Origin of the sequence: Brevibacterium aurantiacum, assembly GCF_900169065.1 — a bacterium.
Lineage (GTDB): Bacteria > Actinomycetota > Actinomycetes > Actinomycetales > Brevibacteriaceae > Brevibacterium > Brevibacterium aurantiacum.
The window spans coordinates 102,244-117,229 of record NZ_FXZB01000011.1 but is presented as its reverse complement, the minus strand read 5'-3'; the positions used below and the strand labels follow the sequence as shown (position 1 = coordinate 117,229).

General features: G+C 63.6%; 19 protein-coding genes and 1 riboswitch. Of the genes, 10 read left to right on the top strand and 9 right to left on the bottom strand.

Annotated elements, in window-relative coordinates:
- Nucleotides 1-10: 10 nt before the first annotated feature.
- Nucleotides 11-301, bottom strand: coding sequence for a YrhK family protein (locus BAUR9175_RS09325; protein WP_009883750.1), 291 nt, complete (start codon nt 299-301; stop codon nt 11-13).
- A 152-nt stretch (nt 302-453) separates the two neighbouring features.
- Between BAUR9175_RS09325 and BAUR9175_RS09320 the strand changes: the two genes are divergently transcribed.
- The 5 genes from BAUR9175_RS09320 (at nt 454) to BAUR9175_RS09300 (ending at nt 3,894) form a co-directional block, all read left to right on the top strand.
- A complete protein-coding gene (locus tag BAUR9175_RS09320; RefSeq protein WP_069599949.1) occupies nt 454-1,245 on the top strand; it encodes a hypothetical protein in 792 nt (263 codons plus the stop codon).
- A gap of 126 nt (nt 1,246-1,371) precedes the next feature.
- A complete protein-coding gene (locus BAUR9175_RS09315) occupies nt 1,372-1,911 on the top strand; it encodes a DinB family protein (RefSeq protein ID WP_241211592.1) in 540 nt (179 codons plus the stop codon).
- A gap of 53 nt (nt 1,912-1,964) precedes the next feature.
- Nucleotides 1,965-2,426, top strand: coding sequence for a VOC family protein (locus BAUR9175_RS09310; RefSeq protein WP_009883753.1), 462 nt, complete (start codon nt 1,965-1,967; stop codon nt 2,424-2,426).
- 73 nt (nt 2,427-2,499) lie between these two features.
- Nucleotides 2,500-3,171 carry a PepSY domain-containing protein gene (locus BAUR9175_RS09305; protein WP_096162916.1) on the top strand — a complete coding sequence of 224 codons (672 nt, stop codon included), beginning with the start codon at nt 2,500-2,502 and terminating at the stop codon, nt 3,169-3,171.
- A 114-nt stretch (nt 3,172-3,285) separates the two neighbouring features.
- Nucleotides 3,286-3,894 (top strand): thymidine kinase, encoded by a 609-nt coding sequence (locus BAUR9175_RS09300; protein ID WP_101583609.1) that lies wholly within the window; start codon nt 3,286-3,288, stop codon nt 3,892-3,894.
- 53 nt (nt 3,895-3,947) lie between these two features.
- On the opposite strand, the gene BAUR9175_RS09295 is transcribed toward BAUR9175_RS09300, so the two are convergent.
- On the bottom strand, nt 3,948-4,592 hold the full coding sequence (locus BAUR9175_RS09295) for a mismatch-specific DNA-glycosylase (protein WP_009883756.1): 645 nt from the start codon (nt 4,590-4,592) through the stop codon (nt 3,948-3,950).
- Between the two features lie 70 nt (nt 4,593-4,662).
- Here BAUR9175_RS09295 and BAUR9175_RS09290 point away from each other — a divergent pair, with 70 nt between their 5' ends.
- Entirely contained in the window at nt 4,663-5,166 is a 504-nt protein-coding gene (locus BAUR9175_RS09290; RefSeq protein ID WP_101583608.1) for an SRPBCC family protein, read from the top strand.
- Here BAUR9175_RS09290 and moeB read toward each other — a convergent pair.
- The 4 genes from moeB to thiO all read right to left on the bottom strand — a co-directional run bounded on the left by moeB (nt 5,104) and on the right by thiO (nt 8,546).
- Nucleotides 5,104-6,354, bottom strand: a complete 1,251-nt coding sequence (gene moeB / locus BAUR9175_RS09285) for a molybdopterin-synthase adenylyltransferase MoeB (protein ID WP_101583606.1) — start codon at nt 6,352-6,354, stop codon at nt 5,104-5,106. The genes BAUR9175_RS09290 and moeB overlap by 63 nt on opposite strands.
- Entirely contained in the window at nt 6,351-7,118 is a 768-nt protein-coding gene (locus tag BAUR9175_RS09280; RefSeq protein ID WP_096146819.1) for a thiazole synthase, read from the bottom strand. The genes moeB and BAUR9175_RS09280 overlap by 4 nt, the downstream gene beginning before the upstream one ends.
- A 1-nt stretch (nt 7,119) precedes the next feature.
- Nucleotides 7,120-7,368: a sulfur carrier protein ThiS gene (thiS, locus tag BAUR9175_RS09275; RefSeq protein ID WP_096146820.1), complete on the bottom strand. Its 249-nt coding sequence runs from the start codon at nt 7,366-7,368 to the stop codon at nt 7,120-7,122.
- Complete coding sequence (thiO, locus tag BAUR9175_RS09270) at nt 7,365-8,546, bottom strand: glycine oxidase ThiO (RefSeq protein WP_101583628.1); 1,182 nt, start codon at nt 8,544-8,546, stop codon at nt 7,365-7,367. The genes thiS and thiO overlap by 4 nt, the downstream gene beginning before the upstream one ends.
- Nucleotides 8,537-8,640: riboswitch (TPP riboswitch) on the bottom strand. Its footprint overlaps the gene before it by 10 nt.
- Nucleotides 8,641-8,663: 23 nt before the next feature.
- On the opposite strand from thiO, the gene thiE reads away from it, so the two are divergent.
- Both thiE and BAUR9175_RS09260 read left to right on the top strand, forming a co-directional pair.
- Nucleotides 8,664-9,332: a thiamine phosphate synthase gene (gene thiE / locus BAUR9175_RS09265; protein ID WP_009883762.1), complete on the top strand. Its 669-nt coding sequence runs from the start codon at nt 8,664-8,666 to the stop codon at nt 9,330-9,332.
- Nucleotides 9,333-9,368: 36 nt separating this feature from the next.
- A complete protein-coding gene (locus tag BAUR9175_RS09260) occupies nt 9,369-10,310 on the top strand; it encodes a 2-dehydropantoate 2-reductase (RefSeq protein ID WP_009883763.1) in 942 nt (313 codons plus the stop codon).
- Here BAUR9175_RS09260 and BAUR9175_RS09255 read toward each other — a convergent pair.
- Together BAUR9175_RS09255 and BAUR9175_RS09250 are read right to left on the bottom strand one after the other, a co-directional pair.
- Nucleotides 10,264-10,914, bottom strand: coding sequence for a histone deacetylase (locus BAUR9175_RS09255; RefSeq protein WP_096167401.1), 651 nt, complete (start codon nt 10,912-10,914; stop codon nt 10,264-10,266). The genes BAUR9175_RS09260 and BAUR9175_RS09255 overlap by 47 nt on opposite strands.
- A gap of 8 nt (nt 10,915-10,922) precedes the next feature.
- A complete protein-coding gene (locus tag BAUR9175_RS09250; protein WP_180959225.1) occupies nt 10,923-11,588 on the bottom strand; it encodes a DedA family protein in 666 nt (221 codons plus the stop codon).
- A 153-nt stretch (nt 11,589-11,741) separates the two neighbouring features.
- Between BAUR9175_RS09250 and BAUR9175_RS09245 the strand changes: the two genes are divergently transcribed.
- Both BAUR9175_RS09245 and BAUR9175_RS09240 read left to right on the top strand, forming a co-directional pair.
- A complete protein-coding gene (locus BAUR9175_RS09245) occupies nt 11,742-12,890 on the top strand; it encodes a histidine kinase (protein ID WP_096146823.1) in 1,149 nt (382 codons plus the stop codon).
- On the top strand, nt 12,883-13,599 hold the full coding sequence (locus BAUR9175_RS09240; RefSeq protein ID WP_009883767.1) for a response regulator: 717 nt from the start codon (nt 12,883-12,885) through the stop codon (nt 13,597-13,599). The genes BAUR9175_RS09245 and BAUR9175_RS09240 overlap by 8 nt, the downstream gene beginning before the upstream one ends.
- A gap of 41 nt (nt 13,600-13,640) precedes the next feature.
- Here BAUR9175_RS09240 and BAUR9175_RS09235 read toward each other — a convergent pair whose 3' ends face one another.
- Complete coding sequence (locus tag BAUR9175_RS09235; protein ID WP_096158620.1) at nt 13,641-14,858, bottom strand: Fic family protein; 1,218 nt, start codon at nt 14,856-14,858, stop codon at nt 13,641-13,643.
- Nucleotides 14,859-14,986 lie beyond the last annotated feature (128 nt).

Below are 14,986 nucleotides of genomic sequence, written 5' to 3'. Positions count from 1 at the left end.
CCTCTGCGGTTCAGAAGTCGTATGTGGAGTCCGTAGTCGGGGTTTCGGGTCCGCGGATCTTCTGCAGGTGCAGGTGTCTGATCAGGCGGATGACAGGACGGATGAGCATCTCAACGCTGCCGAGGACGAACAGGCAGGTGCCGGTGAAGACCCACTCGTCGGAGAAGAACATGAAGCTTCCGATGAGGAACCAGATGCCGATGAGGACATCGTTGATGATGCTCAGCACCTGATATCGCTGGCGGATGACCAGCTCATCAGGTCCGATGCGGATCGTCAGGTTGTTGTCGCCAACTGTCATGTCGTCCTCCTGGGCCGAGCTCGAGTGGGATCGTCTCGCTGGTGAGCGCCCCCGGAGCGTCCTATTGCTGATGCTAAGCGCGGTCCGTGTCGCATGACCAGGTCCCGTGCCGCTGAGTCTGCCGTGTCAGTGCCGCATCGTAGCGTGAGGTCATGGATAAGAACGTGAATTCGTTTGATGCACTGTATGCCGAAGCCGGCAGCCACAGATCCGTGATGCCATGGGATGAACTGCTGGGCTTCGTCCGCCGATTTCCGCAGATTGCGGCGTTCAACGCAGCCCTCATCGCACAGCAGAATGCCGGAGCGATCTTTGTCGAAACCGAACACGCCTGGCAGCAGAAGTACGGCAGGCTGCTCACTGACGATGCAGTGGCGCTGATCGTGCTCCACCCCTTTGCTCCCGTGCGCTTCGTCTACGATGTCGAAGACACCCACGGCCCACCAGTTCCCGACTCCTCGATCAGCCCATTCAAGGCAGTCGGTGCACCCACTTGGGACGGGCATCGTCTCGTCATGGATGTCCTGCACCGCAAGGGTCTGGATCTGCCCGGGCTTCCGAAGACGCAGAGTCCTACGGTGATGTTGGGACATGTCCTCTATGAGCTTGCCCTGGTCTATGCCGGCCATCGTGGAGAATTCCCGAAGCTGGGAATCTCTGCCAGCGAAACTGACATCGACGGACGGCAGGTCCGCTTCGAAGCCGAATGCATCACCTGGCTGATCGCTGGACGACTCGGACTGAAGATGGCGGCAACCGGATCGTTGAAGGGGTATCTCAAACACGGCGAGCTGCTGCCCCCACTGTCCAGGGATCGTGTTCTGCATGCGGTGAATGCCATTGAGAAGCTCTTCGGTGGAGCGCTGCACTTCGGGCAGATGGTGCGCGAAGATGTGCCGAGCCTGTTTCCACTGACCGAACAGTGGACACTCTCACCTCGGTAGAGTGCATCCGGGCTCCGAGTTCGGGCGTCGACAATCGGTGCAAATTCTGCAGGCCGGATTCCGTACAAGCCTGGTCAACGCCTCCTCGGAGGCGCAGAATGCCTATATGTCGACAACTCCGAACCGATGGACAAAGCCAGCGTCTACCCGGACATGTGGGTCGACCCCGGTGACGATCCGCGCAATACCGACGGCAGGAGCCCCGATGGTGAGGCCGAGACGCAGCTCGAGTTCATCCGTGACTACCGCTCCACCTTGAGGATGAAGTGCGAGGGGCTCGACGCTGAGCAGCTGGCGATGCGGTCGGTTCCACCATCAATGATGTCTCTGCTCGGGCTGCTCAGACACATGGTCGAGGTCGAACGTGACTGGTGCAATTGGATCACTGCGGACGAGACACGACCTTCACTCTACGGTGGCCTCGACGCGGCCTTCAGCACGTCGGGCGCAGATGCGGACATGCTGGCAAGGACCTGGTCAGACCTCGCAGCCGAACAGGCGACCACCGATGCCGAGGTCGCGAAGTACGAAGACCTGGGCACCCGCCTCGGTGAATCACAGATCGCGGTACGGGAGCTCCAGATCCACCGAATCGAGGAATATGCCAGGCATTGCGGACATGCGGACCTGCTGCGCGAATGCATCGACGGCAGAACCGGGCAGTGACCACACCGCAAAAGCAGGTATCCTTGATTGAACTATCTCAATGAGGAGACGCCATGAGTCGCGCAGTTCAGATCACCTTCGATTGTCATGACCCGATCGGGCAGGCCACCTTCTGGGCCGAGGTACTCGGATATGTCGTGCCCGGCCCGCCGGGAGTCAAACTTGAAGCCGGTGGCGATCCTTTTGCCGCGTGGAAGGAATTCATCGCCGGCATGGGCATCGACATGAAACCAGAAGACTTCCGAGCCGCGATCGAAGACCCAAACGGACGCGGCCCCCGGGTGTTCTTCCAGATCGTGCCCGAGGGCAAAACCGTCAAGAACAGGGTCCATCTCGATGTCCGTGCGGCTCCCGGGCTGCAGAACCACGAACGGATGCAGGCATTGGAAGACGAATGTCAGCGCCTGCTGGAGTTGGGTGCTCAACGACTCGAGCGGGTTGACCCCAACCCGCCGATGGAGACCGGATTCATCGTCATGGCCGACCCTGAGGGCAACGAGTTCTGTCTGGACTGACCAGGCCCCTCACCAGCATGAGAATCCTCTTAGCAAGGGGGCAGAAAGCCTCGCCCGTTGTTACGGTGGCGGTATGAAGACTCAGAGATTGGCCACACGGGCCGCCGCAGGGACCATGATTCTCGCCTTCGCCCTCGCCGGTTGCTCCAGCGGAGAATCGGACGCCGATCAGGCACCAGGAGGTGAGGGTCAGACAGCAGAGACAGCCGGGGCCCAGGAATCGGCCGACGACGGTGCTGAAGAGTCGACGACAGGGGACCCGAGCCCTGACGACTCGTCTGCCTCGGCATCCGCCGGACTGCCCCAGGATGCTGATCTGAGCAAGGAATCGCCATCTGTGGCCCCCGAAGACGCCATCGCTACGGCGAAGAAGGAGGCCAAGGACGGCGACGTCCACGCCATCGAACTCGACTTCGATGATCGCGACGAGGCCTGGCAGTACGAGGTGAAGATCATCGACGGCACAACTGAATTCGACGTGGAGATCGATGCTGAGACCGGCGATGTCGTCGACGTGGAGAAGGACTCCACGGATGACAAGGAGAAGGCGGTCGATCTCAAGGATCCGATGGCCTTCGATGAGGCGCTCAAGCTAGCTCAGGAGAAGGCCTCAGGCCGACTCGACGGGTGGAAGCTCGACTCGGACGACGATCGTATCGAATACCAGTTCGATTTCGATGACGATGACGAGGAGATCGAGGTTTCCGTCGACGTCGAATCAAAGAAAGTCTCTGTCGACGACTGACCGCGGTGACGGTTGACCGTGGTGACGTGCTGACACGGTGCATGCGCGAGCTGATCGAAGTTGAGTGACCCATATCGGTACGACGGGATCGCGGCGTAGGCTGGCCCCATGCCTATGAACCCCGTTGCTTCGCCACGGCAGGCAGGTCGTCTCGACGTCATTGCCGGCCCCATGTTCTCCGGAAAGTCTGAGGAGCTCATGCGCCGGGTCCGGCGGGCAAAGATCGCCGGGGTCAACGTCCTCGTCCTCAGCCACTCTCTTGATACCCGTTCGACGCTGTCGGCGATCACCTCGCACACCGGTGTCAATATCCCCGCCGTGCCCGTCGGCGACGTCGAGTCCCTCGCGGAGGTGGCCCACGCCGAGGACTACGATCTGATCGCCATCGACGAAGCGCAGTTCTTCGGCCCGGACCTCGTGGTGACCGTATTCGAACTTGTCGAACGCGGTGCCACCGTCATTGTCGAAGGGCTGAGTGTGACGTTCGACGGTGATCCCTTCGAACCGATGCCGACGTTCATGGCCGTGGCCGAAGACGTTCTCAAGCTGACAGCAGTGTGCACAATCTGCGGCAGAGACGCGGTCTTCCACCAGCGTGTGGGCGCACCCGGGCACACAGATGACGAGTCGGACGCTCCTGCCACAGACATCGATGCCAGCCATATCGGCGGCCTCGAAGCCTATGTCGCGCGCTGCCGAGAGCATTTCGCTCCACCACACTAGAAGCGAGGCTCCACGTTCGTGCCACGGTCGGCAATCTTGGGCTGTAAGCCCGGTCAGGCTTCGATGCTCTCCCACACTTGCCGCCAGATTCGGGCCAGATCAGGCACCTGGTAGTGGGCATTGAGGCCGCTGGGCTGGGGGACGACGTGCAGCGGAATGTCCTCGGGCCACCCCTCGATGAGTGACGAGTCCTGTAAGCCGAGTTGGGCCTTGGGCTGTGAGTACCCGATTCGGAACGAGGTGATTCCTGCGATCGCGACCACCTTGGGGCGGATGTCGTCGAGTCGGTGAACCAATCGGGCCGCCCCGTCGCGCAGCTCCTGATTGTCCAGTTCATCTGCCCTGGCGGTGGCCCGACCGACGAGGTTGGTGATCCCGATGCCCCGGGCCAAGAGCTGTGCTTCATCTGCGGCGGCAAGGCCCAGTGAGGCATCGACAAGGTGATCGGTCAGACCCGCCTGATGCAGTGAGGGCCAGAAGCGGTTGCCCGGTCTGGCAAAGGGCGCATTGACCGCGGCGGTCCACAGCCCAGGGTTGATTCCCACGATGAGCATCGACAGCTCTCCCGGACGCCCGGGCAGGACATCATCGATGGCATCGGGATCGTCGGTGGCGAACTCTGCGAGGTCGTCCTTCGTCGGCTTACGTCCTCCCAGAGGCGAAGGTCGGCGGGAGCTGATGAAACTTTCCTCAATCACAGTCTCCACAGTACCGTCGAGTCAGAACGGGTTTATCAGCGCCCGTCGATCCACGAACACCAGGGGATCCATGACGAACGATCACCAGCTCTCACTCCACCACCTTGTCCGACCGCAGGCCGGTGAGTCAGCACCATTCCACTTCGAGAATCGGTGGAGGGTCAATGCCTCTGTGCGGGATGTGTGGTCAGTGCTCAGTGACATCGAGGCGTGGCCGCAATGGTGGCCCAGCCTTCCCGTGGCTGTGCCCATCGATGACACGATCGCCCCCGGAAGCCGAGCCGACATCCAGGTCGACAGCCCGATCGGTGTGACGTTGAGCTTCAGCATCGAACTTCAGGAAACTGAGGCACCGTACTTCGTGATCTTCTCCGCCGCCGGTGATCTGAGGGGGACCGGAGCTTGGTCGCTGCAGCAGACCGGCCCCATCACCACGATCAGCTCAGTGTGGTGCGTGACCACTCGTCGGCGGTCGATTCGGCTGCTGCGGCCGGTGGCGACGTCGATGCACTCACGAGTGATGAGAGCCGGACACTGCGGTCTGGCCAGGCGCCTGAACCGTCTCGTGTCCTGAAGCCCACCAAGCGTCGATGCCACCGCGCAGCGAACGCAGACGCACGGCCCCCGGCGCACCCTCCTTGAGCAGAGCCACGGCCTGAGCAGACCGTGCCCCCGACTTGCAGTGGATGATGACCTCGCGTGGCGGAAGAGCAGTCGCGGCTTCCACCGCCTTCCATCCCTGGACCTGCAGCACGCTCAGCGGCAGGTGGACGGAGCCGGGAATGGTCGAAATCTGCCGTTCCCACCCGTCACGCACATCGATGAGGATGGCAGGGGAGGACTCGGCCAGATACTCCTCAATGCTGACCTCATCGTCCCGTCGCGCGCACTGACCTTCGGCACCTGAGCCCTTCGCATTCTGGCGCCCTAGTCCTTGGTCGGCAGCGGCGCAGGCCACCGCCACCTCGGCGAGGTCGGTGACTGGCGGGCGATCAGGATCCGGTGAGAACCGAAGCGTCGAGTAGTCGGCCTCCAACGCGTCATAGCGCAGCAGACGACCGATCAGCGGTGTGCCGATGCCGCAGATGAGTTTCACGGCCTCTGTGGCCATGGCGGAGCCGACGGTGCCGCACAGAACCCCGAGCACCCCTCCCTCAGCGCAGTTGGGGACCGAATCGGCCTCAGGAATATCGGGAAACAGGTCACGCAGCATCGGCCCAGGCCCGGGGACGAACGTGCTCACCTGACCTGCGAAGCGAAATATCGTGCCCCAGACCAGCGGGGTGCCGGTGAGCTCGGCGGCATCATTGGACAGGTAGCGGGTCGCGAAATTGTCGGCTCCGTCGAGGACGACATCATGGGAGCGAAACAGCTCAAGTGCATTGTCAGGACTCAACCGTTCGCTGATCGCGGTGATTGCAAGCTCCGGATCGAGACGAAGCAGAGCATCACGGGCGGAATCGACCTTGGCCCGGCCGATATCGGCATCGCGGTGGAGGACCTGGCGCTGCAGATTCGAGGCCTCGACCACATCGTCGTCGATGATCGTCATCGACCCGATCCCCGCCGCGGCCAGGTAGTGCAGGACCGGTGCTCCCAGTCCGCCCGCACCGATGACCAGCACCGAGGCGGCCCGCAGTCGCCGCTGCCCCTCGATGCCGATCCCCGGCAGGCTCAGATGCCTGGCGTAGCGTTCGAGTTCCCGTGGGCTCAGAGAATCGGTCGGTGCGACCAGTGGACCCGGATTGCTCGCGGTGCTCATGCCGGAGTCACCATCCCCTCGAAGGTCGACGAGGCCAGGGCCAACGGACGCTTCGGAATCCGGCCAGCGTGGGCAGCCAGATGACCGGACTCAACGGCCAGGGACATCGCTCGGGCCATGGCGGTCGCATCATGTGCCCGAGTCACAGCCGATGCCAACAGGACCGCGGTGCAGCCGAGCTCCATCGCGAGGGCCGCATCGGAGGCGGTGCCGATGCCGGCATCAAGGATCACCGGCACCTGGGCACGGTTGACGATCGTCTCGATGTTGTGGGGGTTGAGGATGCCCAATCCGCTGCCGATCGGAGCACCGGCCGGCATCACCACGGCGACACCGGCGTCCTCGAGCCTCTTAGCCAACGCCGGATCATCGTTCGTATAGGCGAAGACCGTGAACCCGTCGAGGACGAGTTCCTCCGCGGCCCTGAACAGCTCAACCGGATCCGGCAACAGAGTCTCCTCATCGGCGATGACCTCGAGCTTCACCCAGTTCGTCTCGAGTGCCTCCCGGGCCAGCTGGGCAGTCAGCACAGCATCACGAGCCGTATAGCATCCGGCAGTGTTGGGCAGAATACGGATGCCCATACGGTTGAGCATGGCGAACACCGAGTCCCGGGCCGTCCCGTCATATCGGCGCAGGGCCACAGTCGTCAGTTCGGTGCCCGAGGCTTCCAGGGCCTGTTCGAGGATGCTCAGCGAACTGGCGCCCCCGGTGCCCATGACCAGTCGGGAGTTCAGGGTCACCTCGTCGACGTTCCAACTCATGTCAGCCTCCCTGCACAGCGGTGACGATGTCGACACTGTGCCCCTCGGCCAAGGTGAAGTCGGACCACTTCCCGCGCCTGATCACCTCACCGTCAACGGCGAGCGCTATGCCCAGACGACTGCCGTCGACGGGTGTGCCATCGACGGCGATGTCCTTGTCAACGAGACCGGAGACGAGGTCCTTGGCCGTGGTGGGACGGGCGAGTACATGGCGCTCGCCGTTGAGCGTGATGCTGATCGTGTCGGTCACAGTCGACTCCCTGTCGGTTGCTGAAACATTTCGTTCGGTGTGGTCTGGAGCTGCTGAGCATGAGCGGCTTCGGTGAATCGGTCGGGCGCCACCGCGGCGAGTGTCCCCGGCGGCCCCGCCAGGGTTTCGCTCCCGCACGCAAGGTCGGCGGTGAGGTTCGCACCCAGCGGGGCGAGGAGGATGCCGTGCCGGAAGAAGCCGGTGGACACCACACAGCCGGGATCGATGCGCCCGATGATCGGCACGTCATCGGGTGAGCCCGGCCTGGCGCGGGTGGTGATGTCGGTGATCTCGGCCTCGAGGATGGCAGGGACGAGACGTTCGGCGTCGCGCAGCAGCTGGTGGACGCCTCCGGCGTTGATCCCGGACCGACCGTCCTCACGACTCGTGGCACCGAGGACGAGTTCACCGTCGGGACGAGGCACAACGTAGACGGGCCGACCTTTGACCAGCCCACGGATCGTGCGTGTGAGAAGCGGGGTCAGAGTCTCGGGCGCCCGCAGTCTGATCACCTCGCCCCATACCTGGCGCAGGGGCAGCGCGGGAACTCCGGAGATGTCGTTGCAGGAACCGCCCGCGGCCACGACGACCTGATCGGCCTGCAGTCTCGTCCCATCCTCGAGTTCGACACCGACGGTCCGATCCGCCTGAGAGAGCAGACCGGTCACTCGGGCACGGACAACGGCGTCGCCGAGGACGGCCAGCAGTGCGCCGGTGAGCCGTCGGGGATCGATCGAATGATCCCCGGGAATGGTGACCGCACCGCATACCCCGGGTGAGAGCGCCGGTTCCAGATCCCTGGCTCTTGACCCGGGAACGAGGGAGACGTCGAAACCGGCTGCGCGCTGCAGGTCGATGAGTTCGCGCAGAGAGGCGAGATCGGCCCGGTCACCGGCACACACAAAGGTCTCGGCGCTCGAATACCCCAGATCATGGCCAGACGCGGCAGCCAGCTCGGCGGCGAAGTCCGGGTACAGGTCTGCTGAGGCACGCATCAGCGGGTACAGGGGAGACTGCCCCCACACCACCTCGGCGGCCGGAGCCAGCATCCCCGCCGCAGCATGGGAGGCACCCATGGCGGGAGCCGGATCGATGATGGTGACGCTGACGCCGCGACGGCGCAGATTCCAGGCAGTGGACAAGCCGATGATCCCGGCCCCCACAACAATGACGTGCACGTGCTTCTCCCTCCGGCGGCATGATCCGCATCAGGTTGAACGGTCGGCACAAAGCCCTCTCAGCCCCCTTTATGAGGCTCCCGCGAACTCCTCTACTCTAGGAGCATGGCCGCAGATATGACAATGGACGCCGCAGTCCACGACACAGACAGAGCCGCACGACTGGACCGGCTTCACGCGTCCAGGCTCTATGTCTGCACCGATTCCCGCAGCGCGCAGGGCGATCTCCCCGAGTTCCTTGATGCCGCCTATGCCGGTGGCGTCGACATCATCCAGCTGCGCGACAAGGGCCTCGAAGCCCGCGCTGAGATCGAAGCACTCGAAGTCCTCAGGGAGGCAGCCCATCGTCACGGGAAGCTGTTCTCCGTCAACGACCGTGCCGATGTGGCCCTCCTCGTCGGCGCCGACGTCTTCCACATCGGCCAGGGCGACCTCACCAGCGAACAGGCACGCACGGTCCTCGGCCCCGACGTGATCCTGGGCCGCTCGACACACTCCATCGAACAGGCCCACGCCGCCGAGGCGGACCCCGAGATCGACTATTTCTGTCTCGGCCCCGTGTGGGAGACCCCCACCAAACCCGGCCGGGCCGCCATCGGAGTCGAACCCCTGCGTGCGCTCGCCACCACCGCAGCCAAACCCTGGTTTGCGATCGGTGGGATCTCCGCTGGTGAGCGGCAGGCGGAAGTCCAGGCCACCGGAGCACAGCGCATCGTCGTCGTCCGCGCAGTGACCGCAGCAGATGACCCCGCGGCGGCAGCTACGGAACTCAAACAGGCATTGTGACAGCGCACAACGCAAACGCCACGGAATCCATCTGACATGGGAGAGCACACAGTGAAGATACTCATTGCCGGAGCCGGCGCAACCGGCGGAGCGTTCGGCACCCGCCTGTTCGAAGCAGGACGCGATGTCACATTCTTCGTCCGCGAGGCCCGAGCACAGACGATGAGGGCCAACGGTCTGCGATTCGTTGCACCCGGGGAGGACCGGACGAACCACATCCCCGTCCTCACCGCAGCCGAACTCGCCACTGCCAACGGCTCGAGTTCGACGTCTTTCGACCTGGTGATCGTCGCGGTCAAGGCCAACGGTCTGGAGTCGATCATCGACGACATCAGACCCGCAGTGGGGGAGGACACCCTCATCATTCCGTTCCTCAATGGCATGGCTCAGATCGAACGATTGGTCGAGGAGTTCCCCGGCCAGGTGCTGGGCGGTCTGGTCAAGATCGTCGGGACGATCATGGACGGTGCCGTCCACCAGATGACGGACCTCGCCGTTATGACCATCGGCGATCTCGACGGAACGGGCGTCCCGGATTCCATCGCCCAGGCCCTCGATGTTCCCGGCTTTAAGCTGCAGATTCTGGACAACATCACCGACGCCCTGTGGGAGAAGTGGATCTTCATCGCCGCAGCCGGGGTCGTCACCTGCCTGTTCCGGGCACCCGTCGGGGCGATCATGGCGGCCGGAGGGCATGCGCACATTGTTCGGATCGTCGACGAGCTCGAGGCCGTCGCGGCTGCGGGCGGACACCCGGTCTCGGCCAAGGCCAGGGAGATGACCTTGTCCATGCTCACCGCCGAGGGCTCGTCGTTCACCTCATCGCTCTACCGTGACGTGACTTCGGGCCTGCCCAGCGAAACCGAGCACATCCTCGGACACCTTGCGAGAACGGCAGCGGATCTGTCTGTGGCGACGCCGCTGCTCGACCTCACACTCGTGCAGCTGCGGGCTGGGGAGTCGCTGCGGCAGAGCTGAGCTCCGACGCTGAACTGAGCTCCGATTCAAAGTTGAGCTCCGAGGCTGAACTGAGCGTCGTCACGGACCTGACCTCCTCTGCGCCGAGGCGCAGCATCGTCAGATACGGTTCGTTGGGAACGGTGTGGGGGACTGCCTCGGATCCGTGCGGGGCCGTAAAGGTCACCAGCGGGATCGAGTCCCTGCGGTCGAGGACGAGGAGCGTCTCGTACTTGCCCGGTCCCACCGAATGGGCGGAACCGACGGGAAGTTCGCAGGCCAAAGTCTCCAGCGGATTCGCGGATGACGGTGGGCGGTTCATCTCCTGATCAGCGACATCGGCGAACTGCTCGGCAGTGATGAGATACGCCTTTGCCGGAGTGGGGCCTGGGACCTGATGGTCATAGAAGGCCATTCCGCCGCCGCCCCACACGGTGGAGCTGCCGGCGAAGTAGATGGATCCGGGAAGTTCGATGCCCATTTCTGCCAGCGGCGGATCGGTGTTTCTCGCGCCGGGATAGGTGACGAGTGCACCTGGAGGACGGCCGCCCTGCAGGTAACAGGCGAGCCTGTCACGATGCATGTTCGACCCATAGCTGACATACCACACGAGCGCTTGAGACATCCCATTCATCATGCCACGTCAACGGCTGCGGCTGTCCAATCTGCAGGGTCTCGGTGCGCCGCTGGATCCTGGTCTGCACGGGCTTTCCTCCTGGCCAGCAGTCTGCGCGTGAGTTCCGCTACACCGGTGATGGCCAGGGCGATGCCGATGCCCAATCCCACGCCGAGCAGAGGCTGGTCCTCAAACAGCACACCGCCGAGCAGACCGACCCCGATGGAATAGATCGCCCAGGCCAGACAGCCGAGAGCGTCGAAGATGAGGAAGCGGGTGCGTGGATACTTCAGAATCCCGGAGCTCAGGGTTGTGGCCGAACGCCCACCGGGAATGAAACGTCCCGCGATCAGGACGACCCCACCTCGGCGGGCAAAGATCTCCTCGGTGTGCGCAAGCAATCGCTTGGCCCTCGAAGACCTGGTCCACCGCTGCACCAGGGAACCCCCTCCACGCCCCACGAGGTGGTCGGCGAAGTCGCCGATGAGGGCTCCGACCACGGCTGCCAGGAGCAGGCCCAGGGGACTCGGGATGCCGGCGGCGGCATAGGCGGCGGCCGTGATGAGCACGGTGTCCGAGGGCACGATGGGGAACAGGGAATCCATGCCCGCGATGACGAAGACGAGGAGGTACACCCACGGGGATTCGACGGTGGTGCGGAGGATATCAGGGGCAAGGTCCATGTCCACAGACGCTATCGAAGCGCGACCGCACCCGGAACGCGGCGCAGTGCACACCTGCGGGACGGCGCCCCGAAGAGATGATGCGGAAAACCGGAAGAAAGGACTGCGGTCGATCCTCTGGGCGACCGTATAAGGCATTGCTACGATCAACTCATGCCCTGGCCGACGTCGCTGACCGCGAGGATTCCCCGAGAATCCCGCATGTTCGTCACCCGTTGGGCCACCTCGGTGCTGGGCATCCTCTGGGGAGTGGCCCTGTGCCTTCCGCTTCTGCTTGCAGCCGTCCCCTCGTCAACATCTCGGCTGAGCCGTCGAGTCCTCGGCTGGGAGAGGTCCCGGCAGGCGAAGTGCTTCGGCATCGTCATGGGCCAGCTCCCGGTCAGGAGAGGCTTCTTCGTCCTCACCGGCGCCCTCGCCGGGATCATCGCCGTGCCCATGCTCAATCTGCTCACCGGTTTCCTGCTTGTGACCATCGGCTCCCTCATCCAGGGCCTGTTCATCGGCGGCAGCATCACCATCGGCTTCGATTTCTGGACCATCAGCCAGCCGACGCTGTTCGTCGGAGTGCTCTACGGTGCCGCGAACCTCATCGGAGTCATCATTCTCGCCGAGGTGGCCAATTGGCTCCACGGCATCATCGACGCCAGGTTCACCCAGGTCAGCCGCCCCAACGCACCTCACACGCGTATCACCCAGCTCCTCATGACCCGGCACGGAGTGGTCATGGCCATCGACGAGGAGAGGCGCCGCATCGAACGCGACCTCCACGACGGGGTGCAGCAGAACGTCGTCTCCCTGTCCGTGCTCATCGCCCGCGCCCAACGTGCGAAGGACCAGGACAAGGCCAGCGCCCTCCTCGACGACGCTCTCGTCCAATCCCAGGACCTCATCGACGAAATGCGCGAGGTCGCCTGGCGGGTCTACCCCACAGCATTGGATGAGCACGGGTTGGGCACCGTCCTCAACCGGGTGGCCGATCACTGCCCGATACCGGTCGAGCTCACCGCAGTCCCGTCTCGGCGAGTGTCCCAGGCCACCGAGTCTGCTGCATACTTCGTCGTCCGAGAGGCGGTGACCAACGTCGTCAAACACGCGAATGCCACGAGCATCAGAATCAGCGTCATCGACGAGGAGCAGGCACTGATCGCCGAGGTGGTCGATGACGGTTCCGGTGGTGCCGATCCCACCGGCGGTGGGCTGAAAGGATTGAATCGTCGGGTCGGAGCGTTGGATGGAACACTGACTGTGACGAGCACGGAAACAACCGGAACCACTGTGAGAGCGGAGATCCCCTATGTCTGAACCCGGCGTGACCGAATCCGGCATGTCCGAATCCGCGGTCGAGGCCATCAACGAGGTTCCCATGCGAGTGGTATTGGCCGATGACTCCGTGCTGCTGCGAGAAGGGGTGAGGAGCCTGCTCGAAGACGAGGGCATCTCCGTCGTCGCCTCGGTCGACGACGGTCACCAGCTGCTGGCGGCAGTCGCGGACACCCGTCCAGACCTGGCGATCGTCGATGTGCGAATGCCGCCCACGCACACCACCGAAGGACTCGAAGCGGCCCTGGCGATCAAACGTCGCTTCCCCGACATCGGGGTGCTTGTCCTCAGCCAGTACGTGCTGCGCGAATACGCGACCGAGCTGCTGAGCACCGAGACCGTGGGCGTGGGCTACCTGCTGAAGAACCGGGTTACCGACATCGACCGTTTCCTCGATTCCGTCAACCGGATTGCTGAAGGCGGAACTGTCATCGACCCCGAGGTGGTCCGACAATTGCTGAGCTCGTCCGAGAAGCAGAACTCACTGTCGGCACTCACACCCCGAGAGAACGAGGTCCTCGAGACCATGGCCGAGGGGTTGTCGAATCGCGGCATCGCTGAACGCCTCTATGTGTCCATCAGCTCGGTGGAGAAGGCCATCAGCTCGATCTTCGACAAGCTCGGACTCCATGCCGGACAGACCACGAGCCGGCGAGTCGCAGCAGTCCTGCACTACCTCGACCAATCCTGAGCGCAGTCAGGTGCGGCAGCGCTGACCGGCGCGGCATACCCTCAGAGTTCGGAACGGGCTCGGGCACCGATGCGCAGGTTGAGGTCTTCGAGTTCGGCGAGCACATCGCCAGCACCCCAGATCTGATTGCGCTTGCGACTGGTCAGGCCGCGCAGGACCCCGGCTTCCGTCAGCGCGGAGACCGCTCTGTTCGCGGAGGAGCTGGACAGCTTCAACGAGTCCTCAAGATCGTCGATGGTGAACACCGGGTCCGATGCAAGGTAGGTCAGGATCCTGGCTGCGGCGCTGTTCTCACGCCTATGGCCGAGGAGGTCGGCCCACTCATCAGGCAGTCCAGCCAGCCGATGTGCGGTCAGTTGAGCTTCCTCCGCCGCGATCACCGAAGACTTAGACCACAGCGATATGACCGGTCCGGCATCACCTGAGTGATAGGAATTCAACGCCGCGAAGTAGCGGTCTCGAACCTCGACCAGGGCAGCAGCCAGGGGAACAGTGATCCCGGTCGTGACACCTCGAGAGTGGAGGATCCCAGCCGCCAAGGCTCGTCCGATCCGCCCGTTCCCGTCGGTGAAGGGATGGATCGCTTCGAACTGCGAATGGGCGACGGCCGCCTGCGCGATCGTGGGAATGTCCTCGCGCAGTGAGAAGGTCAGCAGATCGTCCATGAGCTCGGGGACGAGCTCCGGGGGAGGAGGAACGTAGAGTGCACCGCGAGGCGAATGATCCGAGCCGCCGATCCAGTTCTGCATCGGACGATGTCGGCCCGCCAGATGAGCCTCGCCGGCATCGTCCTTGAGCAGCAGCCGATGGGCGCGAGAAACCGAATCGGCACTGATCGCTCCCGATGTCAGCAGATCCAGCGCACCCGTTGCGGCAGCCATCGCAGTGGCCGAGGAATTGGACTTCGCACCGTGGAGGGCCCGGACGAAGTCGTCGATGGGTGCCTCTTCGGCTTCGATCTTCGATGAGGCGATCGATTCGCTGCGCAGCAGCAGGTACGACAGTGGAATCAGGGTGCGACCGTGCTCGGCATCGAGCCGGGAGATCGCACGGACCGCGGTTTCCGAGCGTGCGGCGAGCTCGGAGGGCAGTCGCAGGTCGACCGAGCCGATGCGGGCTGGAATGGAGACGGACACCTCGGCGAATTTTCTGTCGTCGATCGTTCCGCCGCGAAACTCCTGGCGCCACGGTCTGGTCTCTGTCTGCGCTGCGGGCACAGGAACTGCAGAATCGGACAGGGGACCAGCGGAGTCGGACATGGGAACAGTCTAAACGATAAGCCCACATAGGGAAATAAACGGGAATATCTCTCATGGTGATCCCAGTTCCAGTGACGACGACCCCCTCGCTAGACTCGCAGGCGTCTCGAACCCGATGAGATTCAGTG